Source organism: Streptomyces sp. NBC_01304 (genome assembly GCF_035975855.1).
Taxonomy (GTDB): Bacteria; Actinomycetota; Actinomycetes; order Streptomycetales; family Streptomycetaceae; genus Streptomyces.
In genome coordinates, this window is record NZ_CP109055.1 from 8069160 (window position 1) to 8089112 (window position 19953).

18 protein-coding genes are annotated in these 19953 nt (G+C 71.4%); 11 read left to right on the top strand and 7 right to left on the bottom strand.

All coding sequences use genetic code 11. The features are described from left to right. Nucleotides 1–62 precede the first annotated feature (62 nt). From OG430_RS35840 to OG430_RS35865, 6 genes are all read left to right on the top strand, one after another. Nucleotides 63–851: an SDR family oxidoreductase gene (locus tag OG430_RS35840; protein ID WP_327356810.1), complete on the top strand. Its 789-nt coding sequence runs from the start codon at nucleotides 63–65 to the stop codon at nucleotides 849–851. A 64-nt stretch (nucleotides 852–915) separates the two neighbouring features. Beyond that, nucleotides 916–1503, top strand: a complete 588-nt coding sequence (locus OG430_RS35845; protein ID WP_327359371.1) for a TetR/AcrR family transcriptional regulator — start codon at nucleotides 916–918, stop codon at nucleotides 1501–1503. Nucleotides 1504–1537: 34 nt separating this feature from the next. Next, nucleotides 1538–2695 (top strand): acetyl-CoA C-acetyltransferase, encoded by a 1158-nt coding sequence (locus OG430_RS35850; protein ID WP_327356811.1) that lies wholly within the window; start codon nucleotides 1538–1540, stop codon nucleotides 2693–2695. A 103-nt stretch (nucleotides 2696–2798) separates the two neighbouring features. Continuing rightward, a complete protein-coding gene (locus OG430_RS35855) occupies nucleotides 2799–2978 on the top strand; it encodes a hypothetical protein (protein ID WP_327356812.1) in 180 nt (59 codons plus the stop codon). Nucleotides 2979–3221: 243 nt separating this feature from the next. Further along, on the top strand, nucleotides 3222–3425 hold the full coding sequence (locus tag OG430_RS35860) for a cold-shock protein (RefSeq protein ID WP_003991681.1): 204 nt from the start codon (nucleotides 3222–3224) through the stop codon (nucleotides 3423–3425). 113 nt (nucleotides 3426–3538) lie between these two features. Beyond that, a complete protein-coding gene (locus tag OG430_RS35865; RefSeq protein WP_327356813.1) occupies nucleotides 3539–5218 on the top strand; it encodes a DEAD/DEAH box helicase in 1680 nt (559 codons plus the stop codon). A gap of 143 nt (nucleotides 5219–5361) precedes the next feature. Here OG430_RS35865 and OG430_RS35870 read toward each other — a convergent pair whose 3' ends face one another. The 5 genes from OG430_RS35870 to OG430_RS35890 are packed head-to-tail and all read right to left on the bottom strand — an operon-like array spanning nucleotide 5362 to nucleotide 9726. Further along, a complete protein-coding gene (locus OG430_RS35870; protein WP_327356814.1) occupies nucleotides 5362–6249 on the bottom strand; it encodes a tyrosine-protein phosphatase in 888 nt (295 codons plus the stop codon). A gap of 33 nt (nucleotides 6250–6282) precedes the next feature. Continuing rightward, entirely contained in the window at nucleotides 6283–7350 is a 1068-nt protein-coding gene (locus tag OG430_RS35875) for an NAD(P)H-dependent flavin oxidoreductase (protein ID WP_327356815.1), read from the bottom strand. An 11-nt stretch (nucleotides 7351–7361) separates the two neighbouring features. Further along, a complete protein-coding gene (locus tag OG430_RS35880) occupies nucleotides 7362–8105 on the bottom strand; it encodes a CoA-transferase subunit beta (protein ID WP_327356816.1) in 744 nt (247 codons plus the stop codon). After that, on the bottom strand, nucleotides 8102–8980 hold the full coding sequence (locus tag OG430_RS35885) for a CoA transferase subunit A (RefSeq protein ID WP_327356817.1): 879 nt from the start codon (nucleotides 8978–8980) through the stop codon (nucleotides 8102–8104). Before OG430_RS35885 ends, OG430_RS35880 begins: the two co-directional genes overlap by 4 nt. Nucleotides 8981–8982: 2 nt before the next feature. Beyond that, nucleotides 8983–9726 (bottom strand): enoyl-CoA hydratase family protein, encoded by a 744-nt coding sequence (locus OG430_RS35890; RefSeq protein ID WP_327356818.1) that lies wholly within the window; start codon nucleotides 9724–9726, stop codon nucleotides 8983–8985. Nucleotides 9727–9782: 56 nt separating this feature from the next. Here OG430_RS35890 and OG430_RS35895 point away from each other — a divergent pair, with 56 nt between their 5' ends. Continuing rightward, nucleotides 9783–10559, top strand: coding sequence for an SDR family oxidoreductase (locus OG430_RS35895; RefSeq protein ID WP_327356819.1), 777 nt, complete (start codon nucleotides 9783–9785; stop codon nucleotides 10557–10559). A gap of 2 nt (nucleotides 10560–10561) precedes the next feature. Then, nucleotides 10562–11452, top strand: coding sequence for an SDR family oxidoreductase (locus tag OG430_RS35900; protein ID WP_327356820.1), 891 nt, complete (start codon nucleotides 10562–10564; stop codon nucleotides 11450–11452). 980 nt (nucleotides 11453–12432) lie between these two features. Here OG430_RS35900 and OG430_RS35905 read toward each other — a convergent pair. After that, on the bottom strand, nucleotides 12433–13620 hold the full coding sequence (locus OG430_RS35905; protein ID WP_327356821.1) for a glycosyltransferase family 4 protein: 1188 nt from the start codon (nucleotides 13618–13620) through the stop codon (nucleotides 12433–12435). Beyond that, nucleotides 13617–14780, bottom strand: a complete 1164-nt coding sequence (locus OG430_RS35910) for a glycosyltransferase 87 family protein (RefSeq protein ID WP_327356822.1) — start codon at nucleotides 14778–14780, stop codon at nucleotides 13617–13619. Before OG430_RS35910 ends, OG430_RS35905 begins: the two co-directional genes overlap by 4 nt. A gap of 142 nt (nucleotides 14781–14922) precedes the next feature. Here OG430_RS35910 and OG430_RS35915 point away from each other — a divergent pair, with 142 nt between their 5' ends. From OG430_RS35915 to OG430_RS35925, 3 genes are all read left to right on the top strand, one after another. Then, on the top strand, nucleotides 14923–16131 hold the full coding sequence (locus OG430_RS35915) for a sensor histidine kinase (RefSeq protein ID WP_327356823.1): 1209 nt from the start codon (nucleotides 14923–14925) through the stop codon (nucleotides 16129–16131). Nucleotides 16132–16154: 23 nt separating this feature from the next. Then, complete coding sequence (locus tag OG430_RS35920) at nucleotides 16155–16811, top strand: response regulator transcription factor (protein ID WP_327356824.1); 657 nt, start codon at nucleotides 16155–16157, stop codon at nucleotides 16809–16811. A 211-nt stretch (nucleotides 16812–17022) separates the two neighbouring features. Continuing rightward, nucleotides 17023–19800 (top strand): helix-turn-helix transcriptional regulator, encoded by a 2778-nt coding sequence (locus tag OG430_RS35925; protein WP_327356825.1) that lies wholly within the window; start codon nucleotides 17023–17025, stop codon nucleotides 19798–19800. Nucleotides 19801–19953: the final 153 nt, after the last annotated feature.

Consider the following 19953-nt stretch of genomic DNA (forward strand, 5'->3'; position numbering starts at 1 on the left):
AGCCGCCCCAACTCCGTTGCCCGACCTTCCCTAACAAGTGTTTGGTAGGTTAACGTGCCGCTGTGACGAACAACAAGCCGCAATACGTTCCCGGACATGGCCTCCTCGCCGGGCGCACGGCCGTCATCACCGCGGCAGCCGGCGCCGGGATCGGCGGTGCCACCGCCCGCCGCTTCCTCGAAGAGGGCGCGGACATTGTCATCAGCGATGCGCATCAGCGCCGACTGGCCCAGTCCGAGGACGAGTTGGCCAAGGAGTTCGGCGCGGACCGGGTGACCTCCCTGGTGTGCGATGTCACCGACGAGGAGCAGGTGCAGGCGCTCTTCTCGTACGCCGCCGAGCGTCATGGCGGACTCGACATCGTCGTCAACAACGCGGGCCTCGGCGGGACTTCGGACCTCGTCGACATGACGGACGAGCAGTGGGGCCGTGTCCTCGACGTGACGTTGAACGGCACCTTCCGCTGCGTACGCGCCGCGCTGAAGTCCTTCAAGGACTCCGGCCGCGGCGGCGTCATCGTCAACAACGCCTCCGTCGTCGGCTGGCGCGCCCAGCAGGGCCAGGCCCACTACGCCGCCGCCAAGGCCGGCGTGATGGCACTCACCCGATGCGCCGCGGTCGAGGCCGCCGAGTTCGGCGTACGCGTGAACGCCGTGTCCCCGAGCCTCGCCATGCACCCCCATCTGGTGAAGGTCACCACGCCCGAACTGCTCGAAGAGCTCACCGGACGCGAGGCGTTCGGGCGGTACGCGGAGCCGTGGGAGGTGGCGAACGTCATCGTGTTCCTCGCCGCCGACTACTCCTCGTACATGACCGGTGAAGTCCTCTCCGTCAGCAGTCAGCACGCCTAGGGAACGGGCGGACAATGGGCCGGTGCCGACAGTCAAGAAGCCAAGCAGCAAGAAGAAGCCCCAGGTGACCGCCTCCCCCGAGCGCCGTCGTGAACTCCTCGCCACCGCGGCCGAGGTGTTCGCCGCGCAGGGCTACAACGCCACCACCGTGCGCAAGATCGCGGACGAGGCGGGGATGCTCGCGGGCAGCCTCTACTACCACTTCGACTCCAAGGAGGCGATCCTCGACGAGATCCTCTCCACCTTCCTGAACGAGCTGTGGGAGGGGTACGACGCCGTGCTCGACTCCGGGCTCGGGCCGCGGGAGACGATCGAGGCGCTGGTCACCGAGTCGTTCCGGGAGATCGACCGGCACCGCCCGGCCGTCGCCATCTATCAGAAGGAGTCGCGCCACCTCGCCCAGCAGGAGCGCTTCACCTACCTCGTCGAGTCGCAGCAGAAGTTCGAGAAGGCCTGGCTGGGCACCCTCGAACGCGGAGTCGCCGCCCAGGTCTTCCGCGCCGACCTGGACATCCGGCTCACCTACCGCTTCGTGCGCGACACCGTGTGGGTCGCCGCGTCCTGGTACCGCCCCGACGGGCAGCACAGCCCGGAGGAGATCGCCCGCCAGTACCTGTCGATGGTGCTGGACGGGATCGCCGTACGTACCTGATCTTCAAGAGTTCTTGAGGAGTTGAGGAGCTGTCATGGCCGAGGCCTACATAGTCGACGCGGTCCGCACCCCAGTCGGGCGCCGGAAGGGAGGCCTCGCCGGGGTCCACCCGGCCGACCTCGGGGCGCACGTGCTGAAGGCCCTGGTCGAACGCTCCGGCGTCGACGCCGCGGCCGTCGAGGACGTGGTCTTCGGCTGCCTGGACACGGTCGGCCCGCAGGCCGGCGACATCGCGCGCACCGCCTGGCTGGCGGCCGGGCTGCCGGAGGAGGTGCCGGGCACGACCGTCGACCGGCAGTGCGGCTCCTCCCAGCAGGCCGTGCACTTCGCCGCCCAGGGGGTGCTCTCCGGCACCCAGGACCTGGTCGTCGCGGGCGGCGTGCAGAACATGACGATGATCCCGATCGCCTTCGCCTCCCGGCAGGCGGGCGAGCCGCTCGGCCTGACCGAAGGCCCCTTCCACGGCTCCGAGGGCTGGCGGGCCCGCTACGGCACCCAGCCGGTCAACCAGTTCCACGGCGCCCAGCTGATCGCCGAGAAGTGGGGGATCTCGCGCCTCGACATGGAGGAGTTCGCCCTGCGCTCGCACCAGCGGGCGATCCGCGCGATCGACGAGGGCCGCTTCGCGAAGGAGACCGTCGCGTACGGCGACGTCAGCGTCGACGAGGGCCCGCGCCGCGACACCACCCTGGAGAAGATGGCCGGGCTGAAGCCGGTCATGGAGGGCGGCACGATCACCGCGGCCGTCTCCTCGCAGGTCTCCGACGGCGCCGCGGCCATGCTGCTCGCCTCGGAGCGGGCCGTACGCGAACACGGCCTGACCCCGCGCGCCCGCGTCCACCACCTCTCGGTGCGCGGCGAGGATCCGATCCGGATGCTCTCGGCGCCGATCCCGGCGACCGCGTACGCCCTGAAGAAGGCCGGCATGTCGATCGCCGACATCGATCTCGTGGAGATCAACGAGGCCTTCGCCCCCGTCGTCCTGGCCTGGCTGAAGGAGACGGGCGCCGACCCGGAGAAGGTGAACGTCAACGGCGGCGCGATCGCGCTGGGCCACCCGCTCGGCGCGACCGGCGCCAAGCTCATGACCACGCTGCTGCACGAGCTGGAGCGCACCGGCGGGCGCTACGGCCTGCAGACCATGTGCGAGGGCGGCGGCCAGGCGAACGTGACGATCATCGAGCGGCTCTGATCGCGCTCAAATCTCTTGACCCGGTCCAGGCCCCTGCTTATGTTCTCCCGACATCCGGAAGGGGGATTCCGGATTCCGGATGTCCGAAACAGGGGGTATAGGTATGGATTCAGAAAGTTTGTTCTGGGTGGGTCTCTTTGGTGTGCCCGCGGTGCTCATCGGCGCCTGTCTGCTCGCCGTACGCGGACGGGGTGCGGGTCTGCCCGGCGAGCAGGAGGCCGCCGCCGGGGCCCGGGGTGAGGCGTCCGCGCTCGCCATGATCGTGCGATTCGGCGGGCGCTGAGGGGCGCCGGGGCGCCTGATCATGCGGCTGGGCGGCCCCTGGGGCTCCCAGCCGCATGTCCGTAGCGGTCCGGGCGTGCGGCACGTCACTTGGCGTACGGCCGAGGCGTGCTATGGTGGGCGAGTTGCAGTTTTGGTACCCATGAACTTTATGTGCGCCTGACGGGAATGTTCCTCAGGCGCATTATTGTTTTTACCGGTGATTTTCTCCGGATGGGGGCCTATACCTATCAGGAGAAAAAGCATGGCTACTGGCACCGTGAAGTGGTTCAACTCGGAAAAGGGCTTCGGCTTCATCGAGCAGGAGGGTGGCGGCCCGGACGTGTTCGCCCACTACTCCAACATCGCCACTTCGGGCTTCCGTGAGCTTCAGGAAGGTCAGAAGGTTACCTTCGACGTCACGCAGGGCCAGAAGGGCCCGCAGGCGGAGAACATCGTCCCGGCCTAATCGCCACGGACGCGAATTCTCGCAGCCGGGGCTCGCACCTTCGCGGTGCGGGCCCCGGTTTCTGCTGTCCTCAGGCCGAGGACTCAGCTCAGGCTTCAGGAAGGCATTTCCGCATGACCAGCTCCGCCGCACGTCCTGCCCGAGGCGCAGGCGCCGCCCGACAGGGTGGCCAGGGTGAAGGCTCCCGTCAGGGTGCCCGACGCCGCCAGGGAGGCCAGGGGGGCCAGGCCCGTCAGGGACGCCAGGGCGGCGGACAGTCGCGCAAGGCCCCTGCCCGTCGCGCCGCCGCCCAGCCGGGCGAGTTCGCCATGCCGGAAACCGTCGTCCCCGCGCTGCCGGCCGTCGAGGCCTTCGAGGACCTCGACATGCCGAGCGGCCTGCTCAAGACCCTCACCGCGCAGGGCGTCACCGAGCCCTTCCCGATCCAGGGCGCCACCCTCCCCAACTCCCTTGCCGGGCGCGACATACTCGGTCGCGGCCGTACCGGATCCGGCAAGACCCTCGCCTTCGGCCTCGCGCTGCTCGCCCGTACCGCGGGCCGGCGCTCCGAGCCCAAGGCGCCGCTCGCCCTGGTCCTCGTACCCACGCGTGAGCTCGCGCAGCAGGTCACGGACGCGCTGACGCCGTACGCCACCTCCGTCCAGCTGCGCCTCACGACCGTCGTCGGCGGTCTGTCCATCGGCAAGCAGGCCAATGCCCTGCGCCGTGGCGCCGAAGTCGTGGTCGCCACCCCCGGCCGGCTCAAGGACCTCATAGACCGCGGCGACTGCACGCTGGAGAACGTCGCCATCACCGTCCTCGACGAGGCCGACCAGATGGCCGACATGGGCTTCATGCCGCAGGTCACCGCGCTGCTCAAGCAGGTCGAGGCCGGCGGTCAGGTGATGCTGTTCTCGGCGACCCTGGACAAGAACATCGACCGGCTCGTCCGGATGTTCCTGACCGACCCCGTCGTGCACTCCGTCGACCCGTCCGCGGGCGCCGTCAACACCATGGATCACCATGTGCTGCACGTCGCCGACGACACGGACAAGAAGGCCGTCGCGCTGAAGATCGCCGCCCGTGACGGGCGCGTGATCATGTTCGTGGACACGAAGCGCGCCGCTGACCGCTTCGCCAAGCGGCTGCTCGCCCAGGGTGTGCGGGCCGCGGCCCTGCACGGTGGGCGGTCGCAGCCGCAGCGGAACCGGACGCTGGAGCAGTTCAAGAACGGGCAGGTCACGGCTCTTGTCGCGACGAACGTCGCGGCTCGCGGCATTCACGTCGACGACCTTGATCTTGTGGTGAACGTCGATCCGCCCATGGATCACAAGGACTATCTGCACCGTGGTGGGCGTACCGCTCGTGCGGGGGAGTCCGGCAGTGTGGTCACGCTGGTCCTTCCGGAGGAGAAGCGGGAGGTGTCCCGGCTGATGTCCCATGCGGGGATCACGCCTCAGACTGCGCGGATCAAGTCCTCGGATCCTGAGCTTGCGGAGATCACTGGTGCGCGGGAGCCCTCCGGGGTGCCGGTTGTCATCGAGGTTCCGCAGCCTGCTGCCGCACCGGCCAAGTCGGGGTCCGGGGCTCGGCGTTCGTCGTCCCGTGGGCGTCGTTCGGGTGCACCCGGCTCGGGTCAGGCCGCTCGTGGCCAGGGCTCCGGACAGGGCCGTGGTGGCTCCGGTCAGGGTCGTGGTGGGTCGGGCCAGTCGCGTGGGCAGGGCTCGGGTCAGGCTCGGGCCGGTCAGGGTTCGGGGCAGGCGCGGCGTGGGCGGTCCGGTGGGGCTGCTGGTGGGCGTCGGGCTGCCGCTTAAGGATTTTTCCCCTACCCGCCCCTTCCCGTAAGGCTGCCGCCGGCCTCCGGGCGGGGGGTGGGTGGGAATTCATCCGTCACTGATTGTCCTCAAACGCCGGACGGGCTGATTTCATCAGCCCGTCCGGCGTTTGTCTTTTGGCCTTAGCCCACCAATCGCCCGCGCAGATCGCGCAGCGTACGCACATCCAGGCCGAGGCCCCGAGTCACGTACCCGCCCAGCCCGCCGAAATCACGCGACGCCTGGTCCAAAGACGCCTGCAGATAGTCCGCGCGGACTTCCTGGACCGGGATCAGGAGGTCCGGGTTCTGCATGAGGCCGGCTGCCTTGAGGCCCTCCCGGGTGCGGCGGTCCGCTTCCGCGCGGAACGTGTTGGAGAGCAGGTAGTCCTCCGAGGCCGTCCGGGACGGCACCCCGAGCAGGGTGAGCAGGACGTAACTCGCCCAGCCCGTACGGTCCTTGCCCGAAGTGCAGTGGTACAGGCTCCGTCCGCCGGAGGCCAGGTCACGCAGGGTCGCTGCGAACTGGGCCCGGCTCGCCGCGTCGGAGACGAACGTGCGGTAGATCGACCGCATCAGGGCTTCCGCCCGGCCGCCGCCCAGGAACTGCTCCTGCTTGACCGGGTCCTTGGAGCCGATGGCCCCGAGCAACTGGGCGTACAGGCCCAGGTCGTTGACGGACCGGGAGGTCGAGGTGAGCCCGGCCGGCAGCCGGTCGGGGCCGTTCTGCTGGACTTCGAAGGGCACCCGGAAGTCGATGACCCGGGTCAGGGCGAGGCCGCCGAGCGTGGCGACGTCGGCGTCCGTGAGCTTGCCGAGTTCGTCGGCCCGGAAGACCCGGCCGTACCGGACCTGTTCGCCGTCGTAGGTCCGGTAGCCGCCCAGGTCGCGGACGTTCACCGCGCCCTGCAGCGGGATCTGCCGGACCTGCGTCCGATGGCGGGACCGGGCCGCCGCCGACGGTGCGGCGAGCGTGACGGCGACGACCGATGTTGCGGCGGTGCTCAGCAGTGCGCGTCGGGACAGAGCCATGGCTGAACTCCCGTGCGGGATGAGGAAATCGAATCACCCTGGTGTCGGCAGGGTGCCGAGCGCGTGCAGTGCGTCGAGCGTGGTGCGTGCCTCGGCCATGACGCGGTCGACGAGCTCCGCACAGGACGGCAGGTCGTCGATCACCCCCGCGACCTGGCCCGAGGCCATCACGCCGAGGTCGGTGCGGCCCTCGACCATCGATGCCTTGAGCAGCATCGGCGTATTGGCGGCAAGCAGGACCTGGCTCCAGGTCAGCTCCTTGCCGTGCTTCATCGCCAGGCCGTCGCGGATCATCTGGGGCCACGACAGGCCGGAGAGCTTCTTGAAGGCGGCGGCATGCCGGACGGCGCGCGCGAGCGTCCTCGTACGGCCCGAGTTCTCAAGGGAGTTGACGAGTTCCGTACGCAGCATCCGGTGCGGGAGTCCGTCCACCGCCGTCGTGACCGTCACGTCCTTCACCCCGGCCGCCAGATAGCGGGCCTTTACGGCCTCCGGGACCGTGGAGTCCGAGGTGAGCAGGAAGCGGGTGCCCATCGCGATGCCCGCCGCCCCGTACGCAAGCGCCGCGACCAGGCCGCGCCCGTCGTGGAAGCCACCCGCCGCGATGACCGGGATGTCCACCGCGTCGACAACTTGGGGGAGGAGAACGGTAGTTGCCACGTCACCCGTGTGGCCGCCGCCCTCGCCGCCCTGCACGATCACCGCGTCCGCGCCCCAGGCCGCGACCTTCTCGGCGTGCCGGCGCGCCCCGATGGAGGGGATGACGACGACGCCCGCGTCCTTGAGTTCGGCGATCAGCTCCTTGGAGGGCGCGAGGGCGAAGGACGCGACCTTCACTCCTTCGTCGATGATGACCTTCACCCGGTCGCGGGCGTCCGTCGCGTCCGCGCGCAGGTTGACCCCGAACGGCTGGTCCGTGCGCGACTTGACCTCGCGTACCGCCGACTTCAGCTGGTCGAGCGTCATCGTCGCGGAGGCGAGGATGCCGAGCGCGCCCGCTTCGGCGGTCGCCGAGACCAGGCGGGGGCCGGCCACCCAGCCCATGCCGGTCTGGACGAGGGGGTGACGTACCCCCACGAGCTTCGTGAGAGCCGTTTCCATGGAGGGTTCCACTACGCCGGCACCTCGCGGTTGCGCAGGCCCTTCGGGTCGATCACCTCACGGATCAACTCCAGCTCGTGGGCGGTGGGTTCGCGGGTGTACGGGACCTCGTCGGGGACGACGAGCGGGAAGCCGGTGGCCTCCTGGACCTGCTCGACCGTCACGCCCGGGTGCAGCGAGGCGAGGCGCATCGCGTGGTCGGGGGTCGCGAAGTCGAAGACGCCCAGGTTGGAGACGACTCGCGGGATGCGGTGGTAGCGGGTCGCGGACGGGCCCGCCGCGGCCGCGTTGTCGTAGCCGACGCCGCACACCATGTCGACCTTGGGGAGGAAGACGCGGGTCGAGTGCTTCGGGATCCAGTAACTCGTCGGGTTGTTGAGGGTGTTGACGGGGGCGCCGCGCACGCCGAGGAGCTGGCGGGTGGGCTGCTGCCAGTCGCCGATGCAGGAGATGTTCTGGTTGCCGAACCGGTCGATCTGGCTCGCGCCCATCATCACGTGCCGCTTGCCGCCGGTGACCATGGTCAGGTGCTGGCGGTACGGCAGCCAGCCCTCGGGCGTCCCGTCGAGGTCGACGATCAGTGCCTCGCCGTCCGTCAGGAGCAGGTCGGGCGAGAAGGTGCGCTTGGCCAGGCGGGCGCCGAAGCCGGGGATCAGGCCCATGGGGCTCGCCAGGACCTCGCCGTTGTCGCGCCAGGCCTCGGCACAGGCGATCACGCAGTACTCGGCGCGGGTGAGGGTGAGAGTGGTGGTCACTTCTGCTGCTCCTTCTGGTCCTTCAGCTCCTGCTGCTCCACGTGCCAGGCCTCGACCGCCGACTGGTAGGCGCTCTCGTCGCCGGCCAGGAAGCGCTCGGCGAACTCCGCGTACGGCGTGCTCGCGTAGTGCTTCTGGAAGGCCTCGTCGCGGTCGTAGTCGGGGGCGCAGGAGGTGAAGTGGGCGCCGTTCGGGGTCTCGATGACGCCGGTGACGCTCGTGCGCTTGACGAGGAGGGTCTGCGGTGCGGCGTCCTTGGTCAGCTCGCCGGTCTCGACGATGCGCTCGCAGGAGACGTACGCGGCGTCGGCGGCCTCGCAGAAGAGGTCGTCGAAGTACGGGTCCGGGCCCAGGTATTGGCCGTCGCCGAGCCGGTCGGCGCGGTTGAGGTGGACGAAGGCAGCGTCGAGGCGCAGGCCCGGGACGGCGACGAACTCCTCGCCGTCGGAGTAGGGCGATGTGACGGTACGCAGGTCGGGATTGACCCGCATGACGTCTGAGCCGATGCCCGCGCGTACGGGCAGGAACGGGAGCCGGTTGGCAGCCGCGTGCAGGCCCCACATGAACATCGCCTCGTCGATCTCCATCAGCTCGAACGCACCGCGCTGGCGGGCCGCGCGGTAGTGCGGCTCCAGGGGGATCGAGTCGAGCGTGGTGAAGGCGGTGACCAGCTTGCGGATCTTGCCGGCGGCGGCGAGCAGGCCCACGTCCGGGCCGCCGTACGAGACGACGGTGAGATCGGTGATCTCGCTGCGGAGCAGTGCGCGCACCAGGGCCATCGGCTTGCGGCGTGAGCCCCAGCCGCCGATGCCGAGCGTCATCCCGCTCTCCAGGCGGCCGATGACCGCCTCGACCGTCATGCTCTTGTCGGCCATGGCTAGGCCTCCTTTCCGAAGGTGTCCCGGACGCGGTCCGCGACTCCGCTGAGGTTCGCCTCGAAGGTGAAGCCCTGCTCGAAGCGGTAGCTGCGGTGGACGTCGACGGGGTCGATGCCGTTGATCGCGGCCTTCGCGAGGCGCAGCAGATAGCCGTCCTTCTGAGCGATCTCGCGCGCCAACTCCAGAGCTGCTAGCTGGAGTTCGCCCCTCGGAACCACCTTCCAGACCGATCCGTGCGCGTGCAGTTCCGCCGCCGTCGCGGTGCGCGAGGTGTAGTACAGGGCGCGCATCAGGTGCTGGGGGACCAGGCGGGAGAGGTGCGTCGCGGCGCCGAGCGCGCCCCGGTCCAGCTCGGGCAGCCCGAAGGTCGCGTCCTCGCTCGCCACGATCACGTCCGCGTTGCCGACGAGCCCGATCCCGCCGCCCAGGCAGAAGCCGTTCACGGCCGCGACGACCGGGACCTCGCACTCGTAGACCGCCGAAAACGCCTCGTAGCAGCCCCGGTTGGCGCCGATCAGCGCCGCGTGGCCGGTGTCGCGCTGCATCTCCTTGATGTCGACGCCCGCGTTGAAGCCCCGGCCGGCCGCTTCGAGTACGACGACTCGGGTCTCGGGGTCGCGGCCCGCACTTCTGAGCGCGTCGGCCAGGTCGTACCAGCCTTGTACGGGCAGCGCGTTGACGGGTGGGAAGTCGACGGTGACGAGTGCGATGCCCTTGTCCGGGCTGGAGGTGGAGACACCCATGAGCGGATCAGCTACCTTTCCACCAAACATTTGTTAGGTGGGGAAGGTAGCAGCGAATGGAGATGGATGGGAGGGTCGCGGTCGTCACGGGCGGCACCCGTGGCGTCGGCGCCGGGATCGCACGGGCCTTCTTGCGGGCGGGCGCGCACGTCGTCGTCTGTGCCCGCCGGCTGCCGGACGAGGCCGTCGAAGTCGACGGCAGGAAGGCCGAGTTCGCCGCGCTTGACCTGCGGGACCCTGATGCTGTCGAGGGGTTCTTCGGCGAAGTCGAGGCCCGGCACGGGCGGTTGGACGTGCTGGTCAACAACGCGGGCGGTACGCCCTTCCGGCTGCTCGCCGAGGGAGGTGCGGCACGCCACGCGCGCGTGCTCGAACTGAACCTGGTGGCGCCGCTGACCGCTTCCCTGGCGGCGTACCCGCTGCTGAAGCGCAGTCGCGGCTCCGTGGTGATGATCGGCAGCGTGAGTGGTGAGCGGCCCTCGCCCGGGAGCGCCGCCTATGGCGCGGCGAAGGCGGGCCTGGACAACCTCGCCCGTTCCATGGCGGTGGAGTGGGCGCCGGAGGTCCGGGTCAACACGCTGACCCTCGGGATGGTCCGGACCGAGCTGTCCCACCTTCATTACGGCGACGAGGACGGGATCGCGGCGGTCGGCCGGACCGTGCCGCTCGGGCGGCTCGCGGAGCCGTCGGACGTGGGGGAGGCCGCGGTCTTCCTCGCCTCGGAGCGGGCCGCGTACATCAGCGGGGCGAGTCTGCTGGTGCACGGGGGCGGGGAGCGGCCCGCGTTCCTGGACGCCGCCAATGTCAACAAGCTTGTCGAGGAAGGGAATTGAGCATGTCGAGTACGCCGGGAATCAGCGAGGGGCGCGTGGCGATCGTGACCGGAGCCGGTCGGGGGCTCGGGCGGGCGCACGCCCTGGCCTTTGCCGCGGAGGGCGCGAAGGTGGTCGTCAACGACCTGGGGGTCGGGCTGGACGGGCAGCCGGGGCCGGACAGTCCTGCCGCGCAGGTCGTCGAGGAGATCCGGGCGGCGGGGGGCGAGGCGGTGGCCCACGGGGGCGACATCGCGACCGGCGAGGGTGCGCGGTCCCTGGTGGAGTGCGCCCTCGACTCCTTCGGGCGGCTCGACACCCTGGTCAACAACGCGGGGTTCCTCCGGGACCGGATGCTCGTCAACCTCGATGAGGACGACTGGGACGCGGTCATGCGCGTACATCTGAAGGGGCATTTCCTGCCGCTCAAGCATGCGGCGGCCCATTGGCGGGCCGAGTCCAAGGCGGGGCGGGAGGTCGTGGCTCGTGTGGTCAACACCAGTTCCGGAGCCGGGCTGTTGGGGTCGGTGGGGCAGGGTAACTACAGCGCCGCCAAGGCCGGGATTCTGGGGCTGACCTTTGTGGCGGCGGCCGAGATGGGGCGGTACGGGGTGCAGGTGAACGCGATTGCGCCTGCCGCGCGGACTCGGATGACGGAGCAGACCTTTGCGGGGCTGGCCGCGCTGCCTGAGGACGTCTCGCCGCTGGTGGTGTGGCTGGGGTCTGCGCCTTCTGCGGGGGTCTCCGGGCGGGTCTTCGAGGTCGAGGCTGGGCGGATCACGGTCATGGAGGGCTGGCGGGCCGGGCCCACGGTGGACAAGGGGGCTCGGTGGAGCCCTGCGGAGGCGGGGGAGGCGGCGTTGAAGCTGCTGGCTTCGGCGGAGGTTCCGGGGGCGGTTTACGGGGCTCAGTAGGAGGGGTGGGCGGCGGGCGCGGACGGTCTGTGTCGGGGTGGTTTGCGGTGGGTGGCAGGCGGCTGGTGGCAGGTGGCAGGTGCTTGTGGCAGGTGGCTTGCGGTGGGCGGCGGTTGACCTGGGGGTAGGAGCGAAAAGCCTGATTGCGTGGCTGGTGGGGGTGGGTGGTTGCGCGGACCTCCGTCTGTTTCGTTGCGGAGTGCGGGTGTTCGGTGGCTGGCTTTCCCCAATTGCTGTCAGTACGGGGCCCAGGGAGGTGGCTGCCGGTGATGGAAGAGGTGGGGGCAGGGCAAAGACAAAGAGCGCAGCGAGGGAAGGGGGCGGAGGGGGGAGGGGGCTGGAGGGGAAGTGCGGGCTCGGGGCGGGGAGGTGCGGGCCCGGCGGGAGGAGATGCGGGCTTGGGACGGGGAAGTGCGGGCCCGGCGGGGGGAGTGCTGGCCCGGGGTGGGGAGTGTGAGCTCGGGAGGGGGGAGACGTGAGCCCGGGACCGGGAGGCTGGGGCTAGCCGTGCGGAAAGTGGCGTCGAGGTGCTCGGTTTGCCCGTTAGGCGAGCCCCTTTCCCGCCACGAGGCGGCGGAGAGCAGGCTCTGGAGGCCTAGTGGGGGAAATGGGGCGCAATAGCGTCCCTTTTGTACTGGTTCTGTTGCCCCTTTTCCCCCACCAAGCCCCAACCCACCCTCCGGGCCCCAGCCCACCCCCTCCCCTCGCCCTCCGGGCCCGCGCCCTTCCCTCGCCCTCCGGGCCCCCGCCCACCCCCTCCGTCCCCTTCTCTCGCTGCGGTCTTTGTCTTTCGTCTTTGCCCTGCCTCCACCTCTTCCGTTGCCGGGACTTTCCCCCCTGGGCCCCGTACTGACATCAGTTGGGGAAAGCCAGCCAACCGAGCACCCGCAGCCAGCGACGAAAGAGACGGAGGTCCGCGCAACCACCCACCCCCACCAGCCACGCAATCAGGCAGTTGAGCAGTTGCCCCTACCCGGGAGCTAAATCGCCGCACGCGTCGGGCTGAAGCCCCGGCCCAGCAGACCCGCCAGCGTCGCGTACGAGTGGTTCCAGGTCCACTCCGCGCTGACCCAGTCGCGGCCCTTCTTGCCCATCTCGTGGGCCAGTTGGGGGTTGCGGAGGAGTCTGGTCAGGCGGTCTGCCGTCGCGGCGACCGAGTGGCCGTCGATGACGTGGCCGGTCTCGCCGTCGCGTACGGCGTCGGGGGCGCCGCCCGAGTCGCCTGCCAGGGTCGGGAGGCCGGCGGCGGCGGCCTCCAGGTAGACGATGCCCAGGCCCTCCACCTCCAGGCCGCGTCTGCGAGTCCGGCAGGGCATCGCGAAGGCGTCGGCGGCGGCGTAGAAGGCGGGGAGGGCGGGGTGGGGGCGGCCGCCTGCGAAGACGACCGAGTCCAAGACGCCTTCGGCGAGGGCCAGTTGGCGGAGTTCGGGGGCGTACGGGCCGTCGCCGACCAGGAGGAGCATGGCGTCGGGGACCGCCCGGCGGATCCAGGGCAGGGCCCTGATCAGCGTGTCCTGGCCCTTGCGCGGGACCAGCCGGGCCGCGCACAGGATCACCGGGCGGCGGCCCAGGCCGTAGCGGGCCCGCACCCGGCTGCCGTCCACGTGGGGGTGGAAGGCCGTGGTGTCCACGCCGGGGACCAGGCGTGCGGTCCGGGTCCCAGGCTTGAGTGCCGCCTCGATCGGTGCGCGCGTGCTCGCGCCCAGCCAGGTCAGGGCGTCCACCTCGGTGCCGATCCGGCGCAGCAGGCCCCGGGCGCCGGGGGTGCGGGCCCACCACACCTCGTGGCCGTGCGTGGTGGCCACGGCGGTACGGATGCCCGTCGTGCGGCGCAGCCTGCTCGTCATCAGGGCCAGCGGGGCCGCAGCTCCGAACCACACGCGGTCGCAGCCGTACCGGCGGGCCACGGACGCGGCGTGTGCGGTGGCCCGAGGGGTGGGCAGGAGGGTGCGCGCGTCGTGGCGGATCACCGGGTACGGGAAGGGTTCGTCGGGGGCCGGCGCGGCGGGGTTCGAGGTGAGGACGACCACCTCGTCGGGCGGGAAACGGTCGGCCAGTTCACGGACGAAGGTCTCGATGCCGCCCTGCCGGGGAGGGAAGTCGTTGGTGACGATCAAAGTGCGAGTGCGAGTGCGAGTGCGACTGCGACTGCTGGCGTTGTCCGTCATGTGAGGGCCTTCTCCCTGGCAGGGGTTGCGGCGGTGCTGGGGTGGTGCGGTGTCCGGTACGCCAGTGCGCCGAGCACCAGCGGGTAGACCAGGTAGCCGAAGCGGGTCGCCGGCATCAGGGCCATCGCCAGGCCGAGGCCGAGCGCCAGCCTGGCCGCAGCCGCCTGTGCCGTCCCCGGGGGCCGCACCACCAGCGACAGCGCGATCAGCAGTGCGACCACCGCGAGGAGCGCGAGCGCGATCACCGTGCCGCCGGGGACGTACGTCGCGAGCAGACGGCCGGGCAGCGGGCTCGCGGCTGGTGAGGTGATGTCGGTGAGGCCGAGGGGGAAGGCGATGACGTTCTGGTAGAAGCCGGACGGGTCGGCGAGGGCGAAGGGCAGGACCGCCGCCGTCGCGGTGGACAGGGCCACGGCCGCTTGGCGCAGTGCCGGCCGACCCCCGTGGCGTACGGCTATGAGCGCCAGCGCGACCGGAAGCGCGGGCCAGGCCGTCCACTTGAGCGCGGCGGCGGCGCCGAGCACCAGGCCCGCCCGGCCCGGCCGCCCCTGCCCGGCAAGTACGACGCCCAGGCACATCAGGCCGACCACCGGAAGGTCGATCCCGCCCACCGCCAGGGGCAGCGCGACCAACGGGCAGGCGAGCAGCCAGGTCCGGTGCAGGCCGGCCGCCGCGAGGGCCAGGGCGAAGGCGCCGCCCAGCCACCAGCGGGGGTCCCCGGGCAGCATGCCGAAGAGCGCCATGCCGGGGAGGTAGGGGTTGTAGTCGGCGACTGCCGCAGGGTCGGCGACGTACGGACTCCCGGTCGTGAGCAGCAGTCGGCCCGACCGCTCGACGACCGTGACCTCCAGCTGGCCGAGCCCGGCCACGACGAGACCGACGAGCGGCAGCACGACGGCTCCGACGAGCGCGACCGTGGCGGCGGCGGGTCCGGACACCGTGCGGCTGCCGGGGCGGGGTCCCGCCCTCCAGGCGGCGAGTGCCGCGGCCGCGTATCCCGCGCCCGCCACCAGCCCCCACACCCGGTGCGGCCCGAGGTCCGACACCGTCGCGAGGGTCAGGGCGACGAGCGCGCAGCCCGCCCACGCATACCGCTCGACGGGTCGCTCGGCGTACCTCTCGAAGTGCTTCCCAAGGTGCTCCTGAAGGCTTTTCCTCATGTCCATCGACGCTAGAAACCCGCAGGTCACAAGGCGTCAACCGAGGCTCCGCACCTGGGACTCAACCCGTGGCATGACATCCGGCGCGAGGCTCAACCCGTGCGGTGACGCGCGGGCCCGTTCCAGGACGGACCATGGACGCATGAGTACGTCCCTTCAGCAGCGGTTCCGTGCCTGGATCGCCGCGCCCGCCTACCCCTGGGTCACCGGCGGTGCCCTGACCGCCGGAGCCGTGGCGGAGCTGATCGCCTTTCCGGGGTCCGTGACGACGACGGTCGGGGTGCTGGTGTCCTCGGCCTCGCTGATGTGGCGGCGGTCGTTCCCGCCCGTCGCGGTGCTCACGGTCGCCGCCGGGCTCCTCGGGTTCGCCGGGGACGTCAACCTGTACGTCTCGATCATGGCGAGCGGGCTGATCGGCTGCTACACCCTCGGCCGGAACCGGGTACTGCACCCGGTGGTGACCGTCGCGGGCTTCGCGCTCGGCGCGCTGTGCGTGAACCTGGTGCACATCAACACCTGGTCGCGGATGGAGCTGCCGGTGCCCGCGCTCTGGGAGAAGGGATCGCTCAGCCTGTTCGCCGAGGCGTTCCTGCTGACCGTGGTCATCTTCGGCGCCGTCATGATGGGTGACGCGGTACGTTCCCGGGAGGAGTCCCGCAACGAACGGAACCTGGCCCAGGCCCAGTTGATCGCCATGGAGCGGCAGCAGGCCGCCGAGGCCGAGCGGGCCGCCATCGCCCGTGAGCTGCACGACATCGTCTCGCACTCGGTGTCGATGATCGCTGTGCAGGCCGAGAGCGCCACGTACACCACCCCCGGACTCACCCCCGAGGCCCGCGACGGCTTCCAGCAGATCGCCGCCACCGCCCGCTCCTCGATGGCCGAACTGCGCCGCCTCCTCGGCGTCCTGCGCACCTCTCAGGGAGACACCGCGCTCACCGCACCGCAGCCGACGCTCGACCACCTCCCCGAACTGGTCGAGCAGCACCGGGCGGTGGGCGGCACGGCCGAGTTGAAGATCACCGGGGAGCGGGTGGCGCTGCCCGCCGCGTGGGAGCTGTCCGCGTACCGGATCACCCAGGAGGCGCTGACCAATGCGCGCAAGCACGCGCCCGGCGCCCGTACGGTGGTGGAGATCGACTACGGTGCCGCCGCCGACCGGCTGCTCACGCTGCGCATCCGCGACGACGGTCCGGGACCGGGTACGAGTGCGGGCTCCGGCCCCGGTGTGGGGCACGGGCTGACCGGGATGCGGGAGCGGGCGGCCCTGGTCGGGGGACGGCTCAGTGCGGGCTCGGGCCCGGAAGGCGGATTCCTGGTGGAGGCGGAGCTCCCCTGGGGGTCCGGGTGACCCTCGTGGACAAGGAGTTGCGTGTGATCAGGGCATTGGTCGCCGACGACCAGGCGGTCGTCCGTACCGGCTTCGTGAACCTGCTCAACACGCAGGAGGACATCGACGTCGTCGGCGAGGCCGAGGACGGGGTGCAGGCCGTACGCATCGCCGCCGAGACCCGGCCCGACCTCGCGCTCCTCGACATCCGGATGCCGCACAAGAACGGCATCGAGGCGGCCCGCGAGATCCTGGCGGCGTCCGGTGGGGCGACGAAGGTGCTGATGCTGACGACCTTCGGGCTGGACGAATACGTGTACGACGCGCTCGCGGCGGGGGCAGGGGGATTTCTGCTCAAGGACGCGACCTTTCCCGAACTCCTGCATGCGGTACGGGTGGTGGCGGGCGGGAACGCGCTGCTCTCGCCCGAGATCACGAAGCGGCTGATCGGGGAGTTCGTGAGCACGCGTGCCTCGCGGCTGCCGGCGCACTCGGTGGGGGAGCTCACGGCTCGTGAGGCGGAGGTGCTGACGTTGATCGCGCGGGGGTTGTCCAATGCGGAGATCGCGGGGCGGCTCACCATCACGGATCACACCGTGAAGACCCACATCAATCGGCTGTTCGCCAAGCTGGAGCTGCGGGATCGGGCTCAGGCCGTGATTGTGGCCTATGAGTTGGGGCTGGTGCGGGTCGGGAAGTGACCGGTTCCTTCTTCCCCACCCCGCCCCTTCCCGTAAGACTGCCGTCGGCTTCGGGGCGGGTGCGGCATGTCGTCCGCGACGGTCACTGATGTCCTCAAACGCCGGACGGGCTGATCTGCCGAGCCCTGATTTGTCAGCCCGTCCGGCGTTTGAGGACTTTCGGGAAGGGGCGGGGTGGGGGAGAGTCTTTCCGGGCGGAGGTGGGGCCACCATGGACGCACTGTTCGTGGGACGCGAAGACAGCCTTGCGCGAATGAATGCCGCATGGGACCGGGCGAAGGGCGGCCAGCCCCAGCGCGTTCTCGTCGAAGGCCCGCCGGGCATCGGCAAGTCCGCCTTGGTCCGCCAGTTCCTCCGGCACACCCCCAAGCTGCTGCAGGCCGAGGGTGAGGAGACCGAGTCCGGCCTCGCCTTCGGCGTGCTGGAGCAGCTCTGCCCGCGCGGGGGCGGCTGGCCCGACCCGCCCGCCGCGGGCGCGGCCCTGATCGAGGTCCTGGACGAGGCGCAGGGCGGCGAGACCCCCGTCGCCCTCGTCGTGGACGACGCCCAGTGGGCCGACCACCCCTCGCTCCAGGCGCTCACCTTCGCCCTGCGCAGACTCCGCGCCGACAAGGTCCTCACGATCGTCGTCGTACGTGACGCCGCCGATGTCCGGCTTCCCGAGGGGCTGCGCCGGATGTTCACCGCGGATCCGGCGATCAGGGTCCGGCTCGAAGGTCTGGACGCGGCCGAACTCCGGCTGCTGAGCGGAGAGTTGGGCACCGGCAAGCTCACCACCCGGGCCGCGACCCGGCTGCGCGGGCACACCTCCGGCAACCCCTTGCACGTCCAGGCCCTGCTGGAGCAGGAGGGCCCCACTCTCCTCGACGCGCTGGAGCGGAGCGATGTCGCGCCGCCGGCCCCGAAGTCGTTCACCGCGCTCGTCCTGGGCCGCCTTGCCGCCTGCGGCCCCGAGGCGGCGGAGCTGGTCTGTGCGGCCGGCGTGCTCGGGATGCACTGCACGCTGGACGAGGCGTTCGCCGTCGCGTCCGGGGCGGAGGCGAGTGAGGTGGTCGAGGCAGGGGCGGCGCCGGGCGAGGCCGTCGAGGCAGGGGTGGTGCCGGGCGGGGCCGTTGCCGCGCTCGACCAGGCCGTGCGGCTCGGTCTGCTCGCCGAAGGCCCCGGCGACCCGCTCATCCGCTTCCCGCACCCCCTCGTGCACGCCGCCGTCTACCACCAGCTGGGCCCCGCCCGCAGAGCGGCCCTGCACCGCCGGGCCGCCGCCCTCGCCGGCGACGCGGAGCACCGGCTGCGGCATCTGGCGCTCGCCGCGAGCGGACCCGATGCGCGGCTCGCCACCGAACTGACCGCGCTGGGGCGGCAGTTCGCGGTGCGGGGAGCCTGGGCAAACGCCTCGGGGCGGCTGGCCGCGGCCGCCCGGCTGAGCGCGACCCCACAAACGTACGAGCAGAACCGGCTCGAAGCGGTCGAGTGCGGGGTGCTCGCCGGTGAGGTGCCGGACGTCGGTGAAGTCGCCCAGGAGATCGCCTCGTTCGCGCCGAGCGGCTGGCGCAGCTATCTGCTCGGGCGGCTCAGCCTGTTCGACCTGGACCGGGCCGAGGCGCTGCTCACCGATGCCTGGCACCGGTGCGACCCGGACGCGGAGCCGCTGCTCGGGGCCCGGATCGCCGGGCAGTTCGCCGCGCTGTACGGAAGCATGACGCGCGGCGCCGAGATGGCCGAGTGGGCGCAGCTCGCGCTGCGGCTCGCGCCCGACGACACCGCCACCGACATGATCCGCTACCTGGCGCTGACCGGCCGCGCGATGAACGGCGAGGCCCCGCAGGCGCTCGCCGAGCTCGCCGCCCGTGGCCCGCTGCCCGACCCCGCCGTGGCGGACCCGGCCCAGCTGGAGGAGCTGCTCGGCCGCGGCACGCTGCGCGAGTTCGCGGGCGATGCGACCGGCGCGGTCCGGGACTTGACCGGGGTCTTCGCGCACTGCCACGCCCGCGCCGCCTCCTTCCGCGTGGTCGCCGCGACCGGCCTCGCCTCCGCCGAGTACCGGGCCGGGCACTGGGACGACGCGAGCGTCCACGCCGACTTCGCGCTGTCCCTCGCCGCCGACACCGACCAGCCGCACGTCGCCCTGTACTGCCGGATGCTGTCCGCCCTCCTGCACGCCGCCCGCGGCGACTTCGCCAAGGCCCAGGCGCACAGTCACGTCCTCGCCGAGTACGCGCGCTTCGGCCACCTCAGCCCCACCCTCTGGGCGGCCCTCGCCGCCGCCCATCTCGCCCGCGCCCGCGGCGACGCGGAGGGCGTCGTCCTGGCCCTCGACCCGCTGCCCGGGCTGACCGGCCGCGGCGACCTGGAGGTACCCGGCGGCCTGCCCTGGACCTGGCTCCTCGCCGACGCCTGGACCGCGACCGGCGAGCACCAGCGGGCGGGCGAGGTCCTCGCACCGTATGAAGTACGTGCAGCCCAGAGCGGCCATCACGGCGCCCTGCTCCTCGCCGGCCGCAGCCGCGGCATCCTGGAGGCCGCGCGCGGCGACCAGGGCGCCGCCGAACGCGCCTTCCGCTCGGCGGCCCGGCACGCCGCGAAGACCGACGCCCCCTTCGACAGGGCCCTGCTGCACCTCGCGTACGGCCAGTTCCTGCGCCGCTCCGGCAAGCGCGGCAAGGCGGGCGACGAGCTGCGCCGGGCGCGGGAGCTGCTTCTGCGCCTGGACGCGGGCCCCGATCTGGAGCGCTGCGGGCGGGAGTTGGCGGCCTGCGGCCTGGAGCCGGGCGAGCGCCGCCCACGGGATGCCGCACTGCTGACCGCGCAGGAGCTCGCGGTCGCCCGCCTGGTGGTGGCGGGGCTCACCAACCGGCAGGTCGCCCGCGAGCTGGTGATCAGCGTCAAGACCGTCGAGTACCACCTGGGCCGGATCTACACGAAGTTCGGCATCGACTCCCGCACCCGCCTCGCGGCACGCCTGGAGCCCCGGGCCGAGCCCGAACCCTAGGGATTCCCCGGGGCCGGGACCCGGGGTGCCGAACTGGGTTGTTTCGTAACGTCGTTCGCGTCCGAAGGCACCAGGCAACCACGGGGGATGCAGCCGCAATGGACGAGAACAAGGACGTGCTCGACAAGCGGAGCGTGCTCGACAACAGGGGCG